This window comes from Actinoplanes lutulentus (assembly GCF_003259845.1).
Classification (GTDB): Bacteria; Actinomycetota; Actinomycetes; order Mycobacteriales; family Micromonosporaceae; genus Actinoplanes; species Actinoplanes lutulentus.
Map to the genome: position 1 here is coordinate 256,208 of NZ_QLMJ01000002.1, position 14,707 is coordinate 270,914.

Annotated in this window: 9 protein-coding genes and 1 pseudogene; 2 read left to right on the forward strand and 8 right to left on the reverse strand. The window is 71.8% G+C overall.

The window, feature by feature from the left end:
• Positions 1 to 4: 4 nt before the first annotated feature.
• The 5 genes from B0I29_RS04655 to B0I29_RS04675 are packed head-to-tail and all read right to left on the reverse strand — an operon-like array spanning position 5 to position 5,000.
• Complete coding sequence (locus tag B0I29_RS04655; RefSeq protein ID WP_111647584.1) at positions 5 to 1,114, reverse strand: DegT/DnrJ/EryC1/StrS family aminotransferase; 1,110 nt, start codon at positions 1,112 to 1,114, stop codon at positions 5 to 7.
• Entirely contained in the window at positions 1,089 to 2,027 is a 939-nt protein-coding gene (locus tag B0I29_RS04660) for a transketolase family protein (RefSeq protein WP_111647585.1), read from the reverse strand. Before B0I29_RS04660 ends, B0I29_RS04655 begins: the two co-directional genes overlap by 26 nt.
• Complete coding sequence (locus B0I29_RS04665; RefSeq protein ID WP_111647586.1) at positions 2,024 to 2,839, reverse strand: transketolase; 816 nt, start codon at positions 2,837 to 2,839, stop codon at positions 2,024 to 2,026. Before B0I29_RS04665 ends, B0I29_RS04660 begins: the two co-directional genes overlap by 4 nt.
• Positions 2,836 to 3,588, reverse strand: coding sequence for a TylF/MycF/NovP-related O-methyltransferase (locus tag B0I29_RS04670; protein ID WP_111647587.1), 753 nt, complete (start codon positions 3,586 to 3,588; stop codon positions 2,836 to 2,838). Before B0I29_RS04670 ends, B0I29_RS04665 begins: the two co-directional genes overlap by 4 nt.
• A complete protein-coding gene (locus tag B0I29_RS04675; RefSeq protein ID WP_111647588.1) occupies positions 3,585 to 5,000 on the reverse strand; it encodes a tyrosine-protein kinase domain-containing protein in 1,416 nt (471 codons plus the stop codon). The genes B0I29_RS04670 and B0I29_RS04675 overlap by 4 nt, the downstream gene beginning before the upstream one ends.
• 144 nt (positions 5,001 to 5,144) lie before the next feature.
• On the opposite strand from B0I29_RS04675, the gene B0I29_RS04680 reads away from it, so the two are divergent.
• Positions 5,145 to 6,968, forward strand: coding sequence for a polysaccharide biosynthesis protein (locus B0I29_RS04680; RefSeq protein WP_245972233.1), 1,824 nt, complete (start codon positions 5,145 to 5,147; stop codon positions 6,966 to 6,968).
• Here the strand turns inward: B0I29_RS04680 and B0I29_RS04685 are convergent.
• Entirely contained in the window at positions 6,919 to 11,754 is a 4,836-nt protein-coding gene (locus tag B0I29_RS04685) for a DUF4011 domain-containing protein (RefSeq protein WP_111647589.1), read from the reverse strand. The two genes, B0I29_RS04680 and B0I29_RS04685, sit on opposite strands and share 50 nt — an antisense overlap.
• 133 nt (positions 11,755 to 11,887) lie before the next feature.
• Here B0I29_RS04685 and B0I29_RS46525 point away from each other — a divergent pair.
• Positions 11,888 to 12,346, forward strand: a pseudogene (locus B0I29_RS46525) (DedA family protein); the annotation flags it as partial.
• A gap of 106 nt (positions 12,347 to 12,452) precedes the next feature.
• Here the strand turns inward: B0I29_RS46525 and B0I29_RS04695 are convergent.
• A complete protein-coding gene (locus tag B0I29_RS04695; protein ID WP_111647591.1) occupies positions 12,453 to 13,067 on the reverse strand; it encodes a TetR/AcrR family transcriptional regulator in 615 nt (204 codons plus the stop codon).
• A 14-nt stretch (positions 13,068 to 13,081) separates the two neighbouring features.
• Complete coding sequence (locus tag B0I29_RS04700; protein WP_111647592.1) at positions 13,082 to 14,650, reverse strand: MFS transporter; 1,569 nt, start codon at positions 14,648 to 14,650, stop codon at positions 13,082 to 13,084.
• Positions 14,651 to 14,707 lie beyond the last annotated feature (57 nt).

Sequence of the window (14,707 nt, forward strand, 5' to 3'; positions counted from 1 at the left end):
GTGTCTATGCCCCGAAGAACCGGCGGACACTGTCCGCGACGTGGTCGACCTGCCAGTTCTCCAGCTCCACCTGCATCGGCAGCGAGAGCACCTGCCGGCAGAGCTGTTCGGTACGCGGCAGCTGCCAGTGTTCGAGGCCCAGGCCGCGCTGGTGGTGCAGCGGGATCGGCCAGGAGATCAGGGTCTCGATGCCGTCGGCGCGCAGATGCTCGAAGAGCCGGTCGCGCTCCTCCGTGGTGACCGGGTAGTTCTGGTAGACGTCGTGGCGCAGCGGGTCGGCGTCCGGCCCGACCGGGATCCGCAGGGCCTCGATGTCGTAGAGCCGCTCGTCGTACCGGCGGGCCAGCTCGCGGCGCCGCTCGATCCACCCGGCCAGCTTGCTGAGCCGGTAGTCCAGGATCGCGGCCTGCAGGTTGTCGAGCCGGCAGTTGTAACCCCAGCCGTCGATCTCGGCTTTCTGCACCCGGCCGTGGTCGCGCAGCCGCAGCAGCCGGTCCGCCAGGTCCTGGTCGCCGGTGAGCACCGCGCCGGCGTCACCGAGCGCGCCGAGCATCTTCGCCGGATAGAACGAATAGGTGCTGGCCAGCCCGAACGTGCCGGCGGTCCGGCCGTCGAACGTCGCGCCCAGCGCCTGAGCGGCGTCCTCCAGGACCACGGCCCCCACCGACGCGGCGGCTTTGCCGACCGCGTTCATGTCGACGGTACGCCCGTTCAGGTGCACCGGAATGATCACCTTGGTGCGTTCGGTGACCGCGTCGGCCAGCTTCGACGTGTCCATCAGATGGTCGTCGCCGATGTCGACGAAGACCGGTTTCGCACCGCGCAGCACGAACGGCGAGACCGTGGCGATGAACGTGTGCGCCACGGTCACCACCTCGTCGCCCGGCCCGATGTCGAGTGCGTGCGCGAGCAGCCGCAGCCCGTCGGTGCAGTTGCTCACCCCGACCGCCCGGGGTGAGGAGTTGAACGCGGCCAGGTGCTCCTCGAAGTCGTGCAGCTGCTGCCGGAGCATGAGGTCACCCCGGGCGATGGTGTCCTCGATGATCGGCAGCAGCTCGGCCCGCTGCCGCCGCCACTGCTCGGGGTAGTCAACGAATCTGACTCGCCAGTCCACGGTTCGCCTCCAGGTGGTTGCGGACGCGCCGGCTGATCGACTCGGCGTCGAGCTCGAACGCGGTGCGCAGGAACTGCTGGTCCCCGACGACCGAGGACGACTGGTTGGGCAGCGCGATCCGGAGCAGCGGCGTACCGGCCGCCTGCTCGGCCAGCACCTCGGCGACCGCGCTGCCCAGGCCGCCGACGATGGAGTGCTCCTCGACCGTGACGATCAGCCGGTAGGTGGCCGCCGCCTCGCGGATCGCGGCCGCGTCGAACGGGTCCAGCCAGGGGAAGGACCGCACGTCCGCGCCGAGCTCGTCCGCCGCCACGCTGACCTCGTCGAGGATCGCGCCGGTGGAGCAGAGAAGCACGGTTTTCTGATCGTGGTCTCTTACAAAGATCGATGCGCCTCGCGGCGCGGACACCCCGGCGGTGTGCACGGTCCGTTCACCGGTTTTTCCCAGCCTCAGGTACGCGGGACCGCCGATGGTCAGCAGATCGTCCAGGACCGCGTCCACCTCGGCCGGGTCGCCGGGCGCCGCGACCGCCATCCCGGGCAGGGCCCGCATGATCGCCAGGTCCTCGGTGGCGTGGTGCGACATGCCGAGCGCCCCGTACGCGAGCCCGCCACCCACCGCCACCACCGTCACGTCCGCGTGGTGGTAACAGATGTCGTTGCGGATCTGCTCCAGGCAGCGCAGCGTCGGGAAGTTCGCGATCGAGTACGTGAACACCCGGCCGCCACCGAGGGCGATCCCGGCGGCCAGCCCGGCCATGTTCTGCTCGGCGACACCGCAGTTCACGAACTGCCCGGGCCGGGCCGCCGCGAAGTCGTCGACCGCGCCGAAACCCAGGTCGGCGGTGATCAGCACGAGGTCCGGGTCGACCAGCGCGGCGGTCAGCAGCCCGGTGAAGAAACGGTTCCTCATCCGGTGGTGACTCCGATTTCGGCCAGGGCTCGTTCGAGCTCGTCGGGTGACGGCGGCCGGTAGTGCCAGAGCACCTGGTCCTCCATGAAGGAGACGCCCTTGCCCTTGACGGTGTGCGCGAGCACGCAGCGCGGCCGGGCCCGGCGGGCGCTGCGCGGCACCCGCAGTGCGATGTCCAGCTGGCCGTGGTCGTGCCCGTCCACCTCGGCGACGTCCCAGCCGAACGCCCGCCACTTCTCCGCGAACGGCTCCAGGCGCAGCGTCTCCTCGGTGGTGCCGAGCGACTGCATCCGGTTGTAGTCGACGATCGCGACCAGGTTCGCCAGCTCGTGGTGGCCGGCGAACATCGCCGCCTCCCAGATGCTGCCCTCGTCGCACTCACCGTCGCCGAGCAGCACATACGTCCGCCAGGACCGGCCGGTCTGCCGGGCACGCCAGGCCAGCCCGGCGCCGACCGGGAGCCCGTGGCCGAGCGAGCCGGTGGAGAACTCGACACCCGGGATGCCGACGTGGCTGACGTGCCCGGACAGGTACGAGCCGTTCTGGTAGTGCCGGTGCAGCACGGCCGGGTCGAAGAAGCCGCTCTCGGCGAGGACCGCGTACAGGGCGGCGCCGGCGTGGCCCTTGCTCATGATCACGCGGTCCCGGTCCGGCCAGTCCGGGTTCTCCGGGTGGACCTCCAGGACACCGGCGTAGAGCACGGCCAGGATGTCGGCGCAGGACAGCGCGGAGCCGACGTGCGAGCTGCGGCCGATACTGGTCATCCGGAGCACGTCGGTGCGGACGGCCTGCGCCAGGGACAGAGAGCTCATCGCAGCACCGCGTATCCGATGTACGGGTCGAAGTCGAAGCGCCGCAGCTCCAGGTGGTTCAGGCCGATCTCGTCGAGCACCGCCGCCGTCTCGCCGGGCCAGAGCGGATTGTCCAGCTCGTCGAAGGCGAGCACGGCCCCACGCGGCATCCGGGGCAGCAACTGCTGCAGCGCCACCCGGGTCGGTTCGTACAGGTCCAGGTCGAGGAAGAGCAGGCTGATCACCAGGTGCGGGTTCTCGGCCACGAACGCCGGGATCGTCGTGGTGACGTCGCCGCGGATCAGCCGGGCCTTCGGCAGGTGGCCGAGGAACCGGTCGGTGTCGTAGACCTCCAGCAGCCGGTTCAGCTCGTCATAGCTGTCCGACGCGAGGTCACCGGCGCGGACCTCGGTGGTCTGCGGCCGGTCCTGCTCGGCGACCGAGGGAAAGCCGCCGAACGAGTCGAACCCGTAGATCCGCCGGGTCAGGTTGGTCGGCTCCAGGGCCGCGCTGAGCTGGGCGAACGTCATGAACGACGCGCCGCGGAAGACACCGCACTCGACGATCGAGCCCTTCACCGGCAGTGCCAGCTTGAACAGTTCGTAGAGGGCGGCGAAGCGGGTGACCTGGGCGCGGCGGGCGTACCGGGCCATGTTCGCGAGCCGGACCGGCAGCTCGTCCGGGCTGCTGGAGAAGATCTCCGCGATCCGGCCCGGGACCTGGCGCTCGGCCTCGGTGCTGAAACTGCCGGGTGCTCCGGGCTTGCTCATGCCGCCACCCCCAGAGACTCGCGGGCCCACGGGTTCGCCCGGCGGCGGCGCCTGCGCTTCGGTGCGGTGCCGGCGGTGTACTGGTCGAAGCTGGGGAACGCGTCCGGGCCCTTGAGCGGCACCATGTTCAGGACGCAGCCGAGCAGGGTGGCGTTCACCCCGTGCAGAGCCCGGACCGCGCCGGTGACCTGCGCGCCGGTGGTCTTCGCGTACCGGACCACGAGCAGCGTGCCGTCGGCACGGGCGGCCAGCACCTCGCCGTCGGTCACTGGGAGCAGGGGCGGGCAATCGAAGATCACTACGTCGAAGCGGCGGCGTACCTCGTCGACCACCTCGGTCATCCGCGGTGAGCTGAGCAGCTCGCTCGGGTTCGGCGGGCACTGGCCACCGGCGAGCAGCCAGAGCCCGGCGCCCCACGGCTGGATGACCTGGTCGACGCTGGCACCGCCGGCCAGCACGGTGCTCAGCCCGATCGAGCTCTCCTGGCCGAGGAACCGGGCCAGCCGGGGCCGGCGCAGCTCGGCGTCGACGACCAGGACCCGCTGCCCGGTCTCGGCGAAGAGCAGGGCGAGGCTGCACGCGGTCGCCGACCGGCCCTCGCCCGGAACCGCGCTGGTCACCGCGAGGGTCTTCAGCGACTGCTCGGCGGCGGCCGACTGGAGCAGGGTACGAACCTGGCGCAGCGCCTCGGTGCGCGGTGAGTCCTTCGCCGAGACGAACGGGCCGGCCCGCATCGGGACCCGGCCGTCGAGCGGGATCCGGGCCAGGACCGGGGTGCTGGCGAGCGTACGCAAGGCATCCGCGCTGCGGATCGTGCTGTCCGCGATCTCGCGGACCACGGCGGAGCCGGCGCCCATGATCAGGCCGCCCATCATGGCGAGCGCGAAGTTGTTCAGCGGCTGCGGCGCGACCGGGTCGGCGTCCAGGTGCGGGCCGTTGACCACCTCGACCCGGATCGCCGACGCGTTGCCCTCCTGCTGCCACTCCAGCTTCTCCACGGCGACCTTGAAGAGCACCGACAGCTTCTCCGCCACGAACAGGGCACGTCTCCGGGACGGGTCTTCCACCGTGACCTCCATCAGGACCGTGTCGGCGATCGTCTCGGAAGTGATCCGCTCGGCCATCTCGGTAGCGGACAGGCCCACCTCCGGCATGGCGGCGAGCGGTGCCGAGATCTCGTCGCTGGTGAGCAACTTGGCGTACGTGGCGAGGCGGCCGGAACTGAACATGCTGGCGGGGTAGAGCTCCGCGGCGGCGGCCATCGGAGCCGTGAAGAAGAAGGTGACGCGGGCCGCGTACACCGGGGTGGTGCGCAGGTTCACGACCAGGGCGCCGGCGAGCGCGACGAGGACCCAGACCGCCAGCAGCCACCAATGTCTCTTGGCGACGCCGAGGTAGTCGCGCAGGCCCATGGCAGACCTCCCCGTCCCCGTGACTTCTTGTCACGGTAAAGGTGATATTCCCCCCGGAGTGGCTGTATCTAGAAAGTCCGCTTTTTTCAAAAAACATGCTGATAACGTCGCGGAGACCGGCCTTTTGCTGCTGGGAGGACGACGTTGCATCTACGCGCCTGGACCCTCCGTCACCGCCGGCTCATCCCGGCCGCCGTGGACGCGGCCGCCTGGGTCATCGGGCTGTTCGCCGCGATGGTGGCCCGGTACGACGCTGCCCCGGACCGGCGACGGCTCGCCGGGTTCCTGCTGGCCGTGGCCCTGGCCGTGGTCCTGCACCTCGCGGTCGGCCACGCCCGGCACCTGTACCGGGGGCGGTTCCCGTACGCGAGCTTCGAAGAGGTCCGAGCCGTCGCGCTGACCACCGGCGCCACCGCGGCCGTGCTGCTCGTGCTCGACGTGCTCTTCTCCCGCCGTCCCGTCCCGGCACCGGTCCCGCTCGTCGGCGGAGCCGTCGCGCTCGTACTCATGCTCGGGGTTCGCTATGCGCAACGGGCCCGGCGGCAGCGACAGCGCCGCCCAGACCGGCGGATCGCCAAGCCGGTGTTGCTCTTCGGCGCGGGCGAGGCCGGCTCGCTGCTGCTGCGATCGATGCTGCACGACCCGGACGGTCAATATCTGCCGATCGGCCTGATCGACGACGACCCGCAGAAGCGGCGGCTGCACATCCTCGGCGTGCCGGTGCTCGGTGCCCGCGACGACATCCCGGCGGTCCTCGAACGCACCGGCGCGGGCCTGCTGGTCTTCGCCGTGGCCAACGCCGAGGCGGAGCTGGTCCGCGCGGTCCGTGACCTCACCACCGAGGCCGGCGCCGCGTTCAAGGTGGTCCCGTCGATGAGCGAGCTGGCCGACCACCCGGTCGCCGTCGACGACATCCGCGACGTGCAGGTCACCGACCTGCTCGGCCGGCACCAGATCGAGACCGACCTGCACGCCATCGCCGGCTATCTCACCGGCAAGCGGGTCCTGGTCACCGGCGCCGGCGGGTCGATCGGCTCGGAGCTGTGCCGGCAGATCCACCGTTTCCAGCCGGCCGCGCTGATGATGCTGGACCGCGACGAGAGCGCGCTGCAGGCCGTGCAGCTGTCGATCAGCGCGATGGGCCGGCTCGACGACCCGGACGTCATCCTCGCCGACCTGCGCGACGCCGAACGGATCCGGGAGATCTTCCAGCGCCGCCGCCCCGAGGTGGTCTTCCACGCGGCCGCGCTCAAGCACCTCGCACTGCTCCAGAACTACCCGGCAGAAGCCCTCAAAACCAACATCTTGGGTACGCTCAACGTCCTCGACGCCGCCGGCGAGGTGGAACGCTTCGTCAACATCTCGACCGACAAGGCCGCCGACCCGACCAGCGTCCTCGGCTATTCGAAGCGGGTCACCGAACGGCTCACCGCGTGGACCGCGAGCCATCGGCCCGGCATGTTCCTCAGCGTCCGGTTCGGCAACGTGCTCGGCAGCCGCGGGTCGGTCTTCACCACGTTCAGCGCGCAGATCGCCGACGGCGGCCCGGTGACGGTCACCCACCCGGACGTCACGCGGTACTTCATGACCACCCAGGAAGCGGTGCACCTCGTGATCCAGGCCGCGGCGATCGGCCGCGACGGCGAGGCGCTCGTGCTGGAGATGGGCAAGCCGGTCCGGATCGCCGAGGTGGCCCGCCAGATGGCCCAGCTCGGCCCGAACCCGGTCGAGATCCGGTACACCGGGCTGCGGCCGGGGGAGAAGCTCGAAGAGACCCTCTTCGGGGCGGGCGAGCAGGACCACCGGCCGTTCCACCCGCTGATCTCGCACGTCGCGGTGCCGCCGCTGCACCCCGAGCAGCTGTTCCGGATCGATCCTGGTGCCGACCCGGAACAGCTGATCGTTCAACTCGAAGGCCTCACGAGCTTGCCGGAGAAGGCACGGCGATCAGGTTCCGCCGCTCGGTGAGCTTGGCGCGCGGGCCGCCCGCCGCGGACTCCAGCGCGGCCCGCAGCCGGGCCTCCTCGCCGGCCCGGTCCCGGTACCAGGCGATCGCCCAGATCCGGTGCAGGTTCCAGCCCAGCCCGAGCAGAACCTGCTCACTGAGCCGGTCCCGGTCCCGTGCCGCCGTGCAACCGCCGTACGCCCCGCCGTCGCACCGGATACCGAGCAGGTAACCGCTGTCCGGCCGGTCCGGCCTGCGTACGCCCAGGTCGACGCGCCCGCCGGCCCAGCCGAGGTTCGCCTGCACCGGGTAACCCCAGGACCGCAGGGTCTCGATGACCGACTCCTGGAACGGCCCGTCGGCCACCTCGGCGGCGCGTTCCGGCACCGCCACGTCCAGGGCGGCCGGGCCGCGCTCGGCGTAATCGAGGTAGGACGCGAGCAGCCGGACACCCTCGTTGTCGGTATCCGGCACGTCCCGGGCCATGATCGAGGTGACGATCTCCACCCGGTACCGGGCGCGGGTGATCGCCACGTTGAGCCGGCGCCAGCCGTTCGGCCGGTTCAGCGCCCCGAAGTTCGCGCTGATCTTGCCGGCCTCGTCGAAGCCGTACCCGATCGAGAAGATCATCACGTCCCGCTCGTCGCCCTGCACCGCCTCCAGGCTCTTCACGAAGAAGCCGTGCAGCCGGTCGTCGTCGAGGATCCGCTCCAGCTCCGGCCGGCCGGCCGCGACCACCTCGACCGCGCGCTCGATCGCCTCGGCCTGCGCGATCGAGAACGTCACCACCCCCAGCGACAGGCCGGGCCGGGTGGTGAAGTGGTGCACGATCCGCTCGGCCACCCGCTCCGCCTCGACCGGGTTGTCCCGGCCGGTGCTGCGCCGGTACACGCCACCGGCCGGCAGCAACGCCACGCCGGTGTCCGGCCCGCCGGTGTTCGCGCTCGGGAAGACGCTGAGCCGGCCCTGGTAGAACGCGTGGTTGGAGAACGCGATCAGTGCCTCGTGCCGGCTGCGGTAATGCCAGTTCAGGCCCAGGCTGGCGAACGCGCCGCAGCCTTTCGCCAGCTCCAGCACCGACTCGAAGTCGAGGACCGCCAGCTCGGAGTCCGGCTCCTCGCCGGAGCCCAGCGCCCGGTCGAAGAACGAGGTCGGCGGCAGCTGCCGGTCGTCGCCCGCGGTGATCAGCGCGGCGCCCCGGTAGACACAGTTGATCGCGTCGGCCGGTGTCACCTGGGACGCCTCGTCGAAGATGACCACGTCGAACCGGATGTCCGCGGGCAGCGACTGGCTCACCGTCAGCGGGGACATCAGGAAACACGGCCGCAGACCCAGGACCAGGTCACGGGCCTGGCCGATCAGTTCGCGTACCGGCAGGTGGCGGCTGGCCTTCATGGCCTCGCTGCGCAGCAGGCCGGCGGCCTGGCTGTCGGCGTCCGGCCGGCGCGAGCCGACCGACGCGGCGATGTCGCTGACCGCGGCGGCGGCCAGCCGGCCGTCCAGCGCCCGGAACTCGGCGACCAGGCGGTCCCGGTCGCCGGAACGCCACGGGCGCAGCCGCTGGTCGGCCTGGATGATCGCGTCCACCCAGGCCCGGAAGAGCGCCCGCTCCACGGTCGGCTGCACCTGCTCGGCGTCGAGCCGGCGGTCGGCGCAGAACTCCACCACCCCGTCCAGGCCGTGCCCGCTGAGCACGGCACGGGCGTCGAGAGCGGCGAACCACTCCTCCTGGCCGTCCGCGTCACCGCGGATCCGGCGCAGGAACTCCGACGCCCGGTCGTGGTCGCCGAGCTCGGCCGCCAGCTCGATGCGGCGGGCCGGCCCGAACGCGTCAAGCACGGCCTGCCGGGCCTGCGCCCACTGCTCGGCCAGCTGGTCGAGGCCGGCCATCGGGCGCAGATCGTGCAGCGCCCGCGCCTGGGCGGCGGTGAGCGGCTGCTCCACGCCGGTGAGCAGGCCACGCGTGGTGGCCGCCCACCCGACCGCGGCGGCCAGCGCCGCCTCGTCGGTCTCCCCACCCCGGTACGCGTCACCGAACACGTCCACATAGCTCGCGGTGTTCGTCGCGATCGACGCCTCCGCCGAGGCCACGTCCTCCCGGAGCCGGCCGAGCCGCATCACCTCGGCATAGTCCAGCGCCCGCCCGGTGGCCACGTCATAGGCGTGCACCACACCGGCCACCGCGGCGAGCGCGCCGGCGTGCGCCCGCAGCCAGGCCACGGCCACGTCGATCGGGCCGTTGAGCAGCTCCGGCCGATCCGCCGCATAGGGCCCGGGCTGCTTTGCGAGCACCGCGTCCCGGGCCGCCGTGGCGAGCCGGATCAGCTCCTGGTCCGGTTCCGGAGCGCAGACGTACGCGGCCACGGCCTGCACCGCCGCCGGAGGAGCCGCCCGCATCGCGGTCTCCACGACGCCCAGCGCCTCGTCGATCGCGGTGAAGTCGGTGCCCGGTCCCTGCCAGTACCGGCCCAGCGCGGCCCCGTACGCCGACTCGGCCGCCGCCAGGTCCTGCCGCGCCCGCTGCCAGGCCACCGCCGTCTCCAGCCGCGGCAACGCGTCCCGGACCGCCGCCGCGGGCTGCACGAACGCCGCGATGATCCGCCGATCCCGCCGGTACGCCCCGAGCATCTTGCGCCACCCGCGATGCACCCGGGTGAACCGGTCGGACAGCTCCTCGACCGGCTGGGTCAGGATCGCCTCGGTGAAGAACGGCCGGGCCCGCATCTCCGCGGCGGTCAGGTTCTCCAGCGCCCGGCGCAGTGCCGGGGCACCGGCCGCGACGGTGCCGGCCACACCGGGTGAGAACCAGAACGGCTCCGGCCGGTGCGCGCCGCCGCCGAGCTCGGCGATGGTCGCCACCCGCCCGATGTCGGCGACCTTGACCGCGTTCGGCAGGCCCAGTTTCACGGTGAGCCGGTCGATGACGGCCCGGTGCCGTTCCAGGTTGTCGGCCGCCTCGGTGCACACCTTCGCCTGCCGGTCGGCCTCGGTGGCGGTCAGCGTCTCCAGGTCGACCGGCGGCGGGGTCAGCCCGCTCAGGTCGGGAACCTCGGGCAGCCCGGCCGGGTCGGGCAGCGCCGACCAGGTGGCGCCGGCCCGTTTCGTCGCGGCGTCGCGGGCCGCCCGGACCGTGGTGAGGTCGCGGCCCAGCGCCTCGGCGGCGTGCCGGACGTCGTCCAGCGCGGCCGCGGTCAGCCACTCGTCGCGCACGTGCGGCGGGCGCTGGTCGGCGTGCGCGGCGAGCCGGGCCAGGGTGCCGGCGTCCTCGGTGCCGCTCAGACCGAACGCCTCCACCGGGGCACGGTCGGCCAGCACCGCCCGGGTCAGCCCGGCCAGGGCGCGTTCGGCCGTGGACAGCGCCGGGTCGAGAGGTTCCCGCTGGATCACGTCACGCCAGGGCAGCTCGTCGCGGGCCACCACGGTCCGCCACGCGGTGGAGAGCCCGCCGACGGCCTGCATGACCCGGCGGACCGACTCCGGCGTCACCGTCTCGGGCGCGATCACCGGGACCGGCGCGGCCGGCGCGTCCTCCAGCCGGGCGCAGACCCCGAGCACGTGGTGCAGGCTGCGGCCGAGCGGCGAGCGGATCTCGTTCATCGCGGCCGCGTACGCGCTGAGCTGCTCGCGCCGCTCGCGGGTGCCCCGGCGGTCGGCGGTGTCCGGGCCGTCGGCCGGCGGCGGGCTGTCGTCGAGGGCGGCGGCCAGCGCGGTCGCCACCTCCTTGCGGCCGGCCTTGTGCCCGTGCAGCTCCAGGACGTACCGGTCCAGGCCGGCCTCGACGAGCCGGTGGTGGACCACGTCGAGCGCGGCCGCCTTCTCCGAGACGAAGAGAACCCGCTTACCGGCGTGCAGCAGGCCGCCGATCATGTTGGCGATGGTCTGCGACTTGCCGGTGCCGGGCGGACCGTCCATCACGAAGCTGTGCCCGGCCACGGCGGCCGCGATGCAGGCTCGCTGCGACGCGTCGGCGTCGAGCACCAGCGGCACGTGCTCGGGCGGGGCGACCCGGTCCACGACCGCGGGCGGCACCGGGGCGAACCGGAACGTGCCGGCCTGCCGCCCGCTCGGCGAGGCGAGCGCCTGCACCACCGGGTGCGACAGGATCCGATCCTCGTTGACCATCAGGTCCCGGTAGATCGCCTCCTTGTGGAAGGTGAGACAGGAGAGCAGGACGCTGCGTTCCACGTGCCAGCCGCGGCGCCGGGCGACGGTGCTCTGCAGGCCGGACCAGATCCGGGCCACGTCCGGTTCGTGGTGCTCCAGCACCGGTGGTTCCATCCCGAGCCGGCGCAGCCGGATCGCGAGAGCCGGGTTGAGCACGGTCTCGTCGTCGCGCAGCCGCAGCCGGGGCGGATCACCGGGCCCGGCGGTGACCAGCTCCACCGGCATCAGCAGGATCGGGCTGGCGAACGGGTTCTCCTCCTCGTCACGCCAGCGCAGCAGCCCGAGCACCAGGTGCAGCACCGAGACACCCCGGTCCAGATACTCCTGCCGGGACTTCTTCAACATCCGCCGCAGCGCGGCGTCCAGCGCCAGGTCGGGCATTTCGGTACGCAGAACGTCCTCGGACGTCGCGTTCCGCTGCGGATCGGCGCCGGTGCCGACGAGCGCGCACTCGGCACCCCGATGCAGGGTGCTCACCACCGCCTCGGGCTCCGGGCCGACCACCTCGACGAGGTCCGGATGGTCGGTCGGGAAATTGATGAGCCGGTTGGTGTCGCCGAGGTCGACCAGGCTGTCCCGCCACGCGTGCAGCGCCGCCCGAACCTCGGTCCTAGCCTGTGCGGATTCGGACGGGTCTTCTCTCATGCACCGATTGCAACGTAAATGAACAGGTTTTCGCTGGCGAATCGGGAACCGCACCGGTACCGATCACGAAGCGATGCCGGGTGTATCCACCGATGTCATGCCGCCGCTGCCCGGGGCTGAGAATCTGCCGATCATGCCGCACGACCTCGATCTGCTGGTGAACACCCGCTGGGTGCTGCTCGTGGTGCTGGCCGCGACGCTCCTCGACGTGGTGCTGCCGTTCATCCCGGCCGAGACGATGGTGGTGGCGGTGGGTGTGGCGGCCGCGGCGCACGGCGAGGCGGTGCCGGTCGCGGTGATCCTCGCGGCGACCGCCGGGGTGTGCGCGGGCGACCATCTCGCGTACCTGGCGGGGTGGCGCAGCGGTCCCGCGGTGACCGGCCGGCTGCGGCGCGGCGCCCGGGGCACGGCCCTGCACGACTGGGTGCTCGCGGTGATGCGCCGGCACGGCGGAACACTGATCGTTCTCGGACGGTACGTGCCCGGGGTGCGCTCGGCGACCGCGTTCACCGCCGGCGCGACCCGATTCCCTCGCCGCGCCTTCACCGCTTTCACCACCGCCGGCGCGGCGATCTGGGCCGCGCAGGCGGTGTTGCTCGGTTATCTCGGCGGGGTGGCCTTCGCCGACCGGCCGCTGATCGGGTTCGCCGTGGCCTGGGTGGTCGCGATCGCGGTGAGCGGACTCGCGACCACCGTCGTCAGGCTGACGCGCCGCGCAGGACCGCGTCGACGATCTTCTCGGCGAAGTTCTCGTCCGGCACCAGGTCCTGCAGGCGCAGCATCGACTGGACCATCGACGGGCCGGAGAGCATCAGCTGGGTGAGCTCGACGTCGAGGTCGGCGCGCAGCTCACCGGTCGCGATGCCGCGACGCAGCACCTCACGCATCACCTCGCGGCGCGGCTCGATGACCGCCCGGTGCATCCGGCCGAGCGCCTCGTCCTTGATGATCTCGGGGAGCAGGCAGGCGGTGACGTTGCCGTACCGCTTCGCGTGCGGTGTGCGGTTCGCCTGGATCAGCGCGATCAGGTCCTCGCGGACCGAGACGCCGGCCAGCTCCGGCAGCGGGCCCTTCATGGCGCGGACCGCGTCGGCGAGCAGCGCCTCCTTGTTCGGCCAGCGGCGGTAGATCGTGGCCTTGCCGACGCCGGCCCGCGCCGCCACCGCCTCGATCGAGACGGCGGCGGCGCTCTGACCCTCGTTCAGCAGCTCCAGCACCGCTTCGAGGATGGCCTCGTCGGCCTGGGCGTTGCGGGGCCGGCCAGGAGCCTTGCGCTCCTGGCCGGCATCGGTGCTGGTGCTCATGGCGTTCATTGTTACCGAGAGGTTTACGCGTCGACCAGCGCGGCGTCCTCCACCGCGGCGGGCGCGGGGGCGGACGAGGGACGCTTGCCCGGCAGGAAGAGCACCGCGACGAGCGCGCCGAGCAGGGCGAAGACGGTCGAACCGGCGGACGCGTAGTGCATCGCCGTGACGAACGCGTCATTTGCGCCGGTCAGCAGTGCGGGTGCGGCCTGTCCGGCCTGACCGGCGACCGCGTACGCGCCGGCGATCGACTCGCGGGCCTGGTCGGCGACCGCGTCCGGCAGACCGGCGGGTGCCGTCAGGTTCTCCCGGTAGACCGAGGAGACGACCGCGCCGAGAACCGCGACGCCGAGCGCGCCGCCCAGCTGACGGATCGTGTTGCTGACCGCGGAGCCGACACCGGCCTTCTCCCGGGGCAGCGCCGACATGATCGCCTCGGTGGCCGGCGGCATCACGTTGGCCATGCCGACGCCCTGCACGAAGAACGTCAGGGCGACCACCCAGATCGGGGTGTCGGTGCCGATGAACACCCAGGTGGCGAGCGCGCCGGCGACCAGGATCAGGCCGACCGTGCTGACCGCCTTCGGGCCGAACTTCTTGACCATGTTCGAGCTCAGCGGCGCGAAGACCATCTGACCGAGCGCGAACGGCACGAACAGCGCGCCGGACATCAGCGGGCCGTACCCGCGGACCATCTGCAGGTAGAAGGCGCCGAAGAACATCGAGCCCATCGCCGCGAAGAAGACCAGGCCGATGATGCCGGTCGAGGCGGAGAACTGACGGTTCGAGAAGAGCCGGACGTCCAGCGACGGGAAGCTGATCCGGCGCTCGTAGAGGATGAAAGCGACCATCACCAGCAGGCCACCGCCGAGGGTGCCCCAGGCCAGCGGCTCGCCGAAGCCGTCCTCGCCACCCTTGATCACGCCGTAGGTGATCAGGGTCAGGCCGATGATCGACAGCAGCACGCCGAGCACGTCGATGCGGCTGGGCTTCGGGTCACGCGACTCCGGCACCAGAATGAAGACCAGCGCGACGCCGGCGATCACGATCGGCACGTTGATCAGGAAGACCGAGCCCCACCAGAAGTGCTCCAGCAGCACGCCGCCGAGCACCGGGCCGATCGCCACGGCCAGGCCGACCGCGCCGGCCCAGACACCGATGGCGCGGGCCCGCTCCCGCGGGTCGAAGACGTTGGCGATGATCGAGAGAGTGGCCGGCATGACCGCCGCGGCGCCGAGGCCCATCACGGCGCGGGCCGCGATCAGCATGTCCGGGCTGGTGGCGTATGCCGAGAACAGCGACGCGAGGCCGAAAACGATCAGGCCGAACACGAGGCTGAGCCGGCGGCCGAAACGGTCGGCCAGGATGCCGGCGGTGAAGAGCAGGCCGGCGAAGACCAGAGTGTACGAGTTGATCGCCCACTCCAGCTCGCTCTGGCTGGCGCCGAGCCCGTGCTCCGGGTCAGCGATCGTCCGCATCGCCACGTTGAGCACGGTGTTGTCGAGCACGACCACCAGCAGGCTGATGACCAGCACGCTGAGGATCGCCCAGCGCCGGGGATGCCCGGTCATTGGTTGAGCTTGGGTTGACATGCGAGGTGCCCCCGAAACCTTTGCGAAACGGAACCGTTCCGTATCTCAAAGCAACCT

Coding starts and splice junctions, on each gene's coding strand:
- B0I29_RS04660 (WP_111647585.1), bottom strand. CDS start 2,027: ATGAGGAACCGTTTCTTCACCGGGCTGCTGACCGCCGCGCTGGTCGAC.
- B0I29_RS04665 (WP_111647586.1), bottom strand. CDS start 2,839: ATGAGCTCTCTGTCCCTGGCGCAGGCCGTCCGCACCGACGTGCTCCGG.
- B0I29_RS04670 (WP_111647587.1), bottom strand. CDS start 3,588: ATGAGCAAGCCCGGAGCACCCGGCAGTTTCAGCACCGAGGCCGAGCGC.
- B0I29_RS04675 (WP_111647588.1), bottom strand. CDS start 5,000: ATGGGCCTGCGCGACTACCTCGGCGTCGCCAAGAGACATTGGTGGCTG.
- B0I29_RS04685 (WP_111647589.1), bottom strand. CDS start 11,754: ATGAGAGAAGACCCGTCCGAATCCGCACAGGCTAGGACCGAGGTTCGG.
- B0I29_RS04695 (WP_111647591.1), bottom strand. CDS start 13,067: ATGAACGCCATGAGCACCAGCACCGATGCCGGCCAGGAGCGCAAGGCT.
- B0I29_RS04700 (WP_111647592.1), bottom strand. CDS start 14,650: ATGTCAACCCAAGCTCAACCAATGACCGGGCATCCCCGGCGCTGGGCG.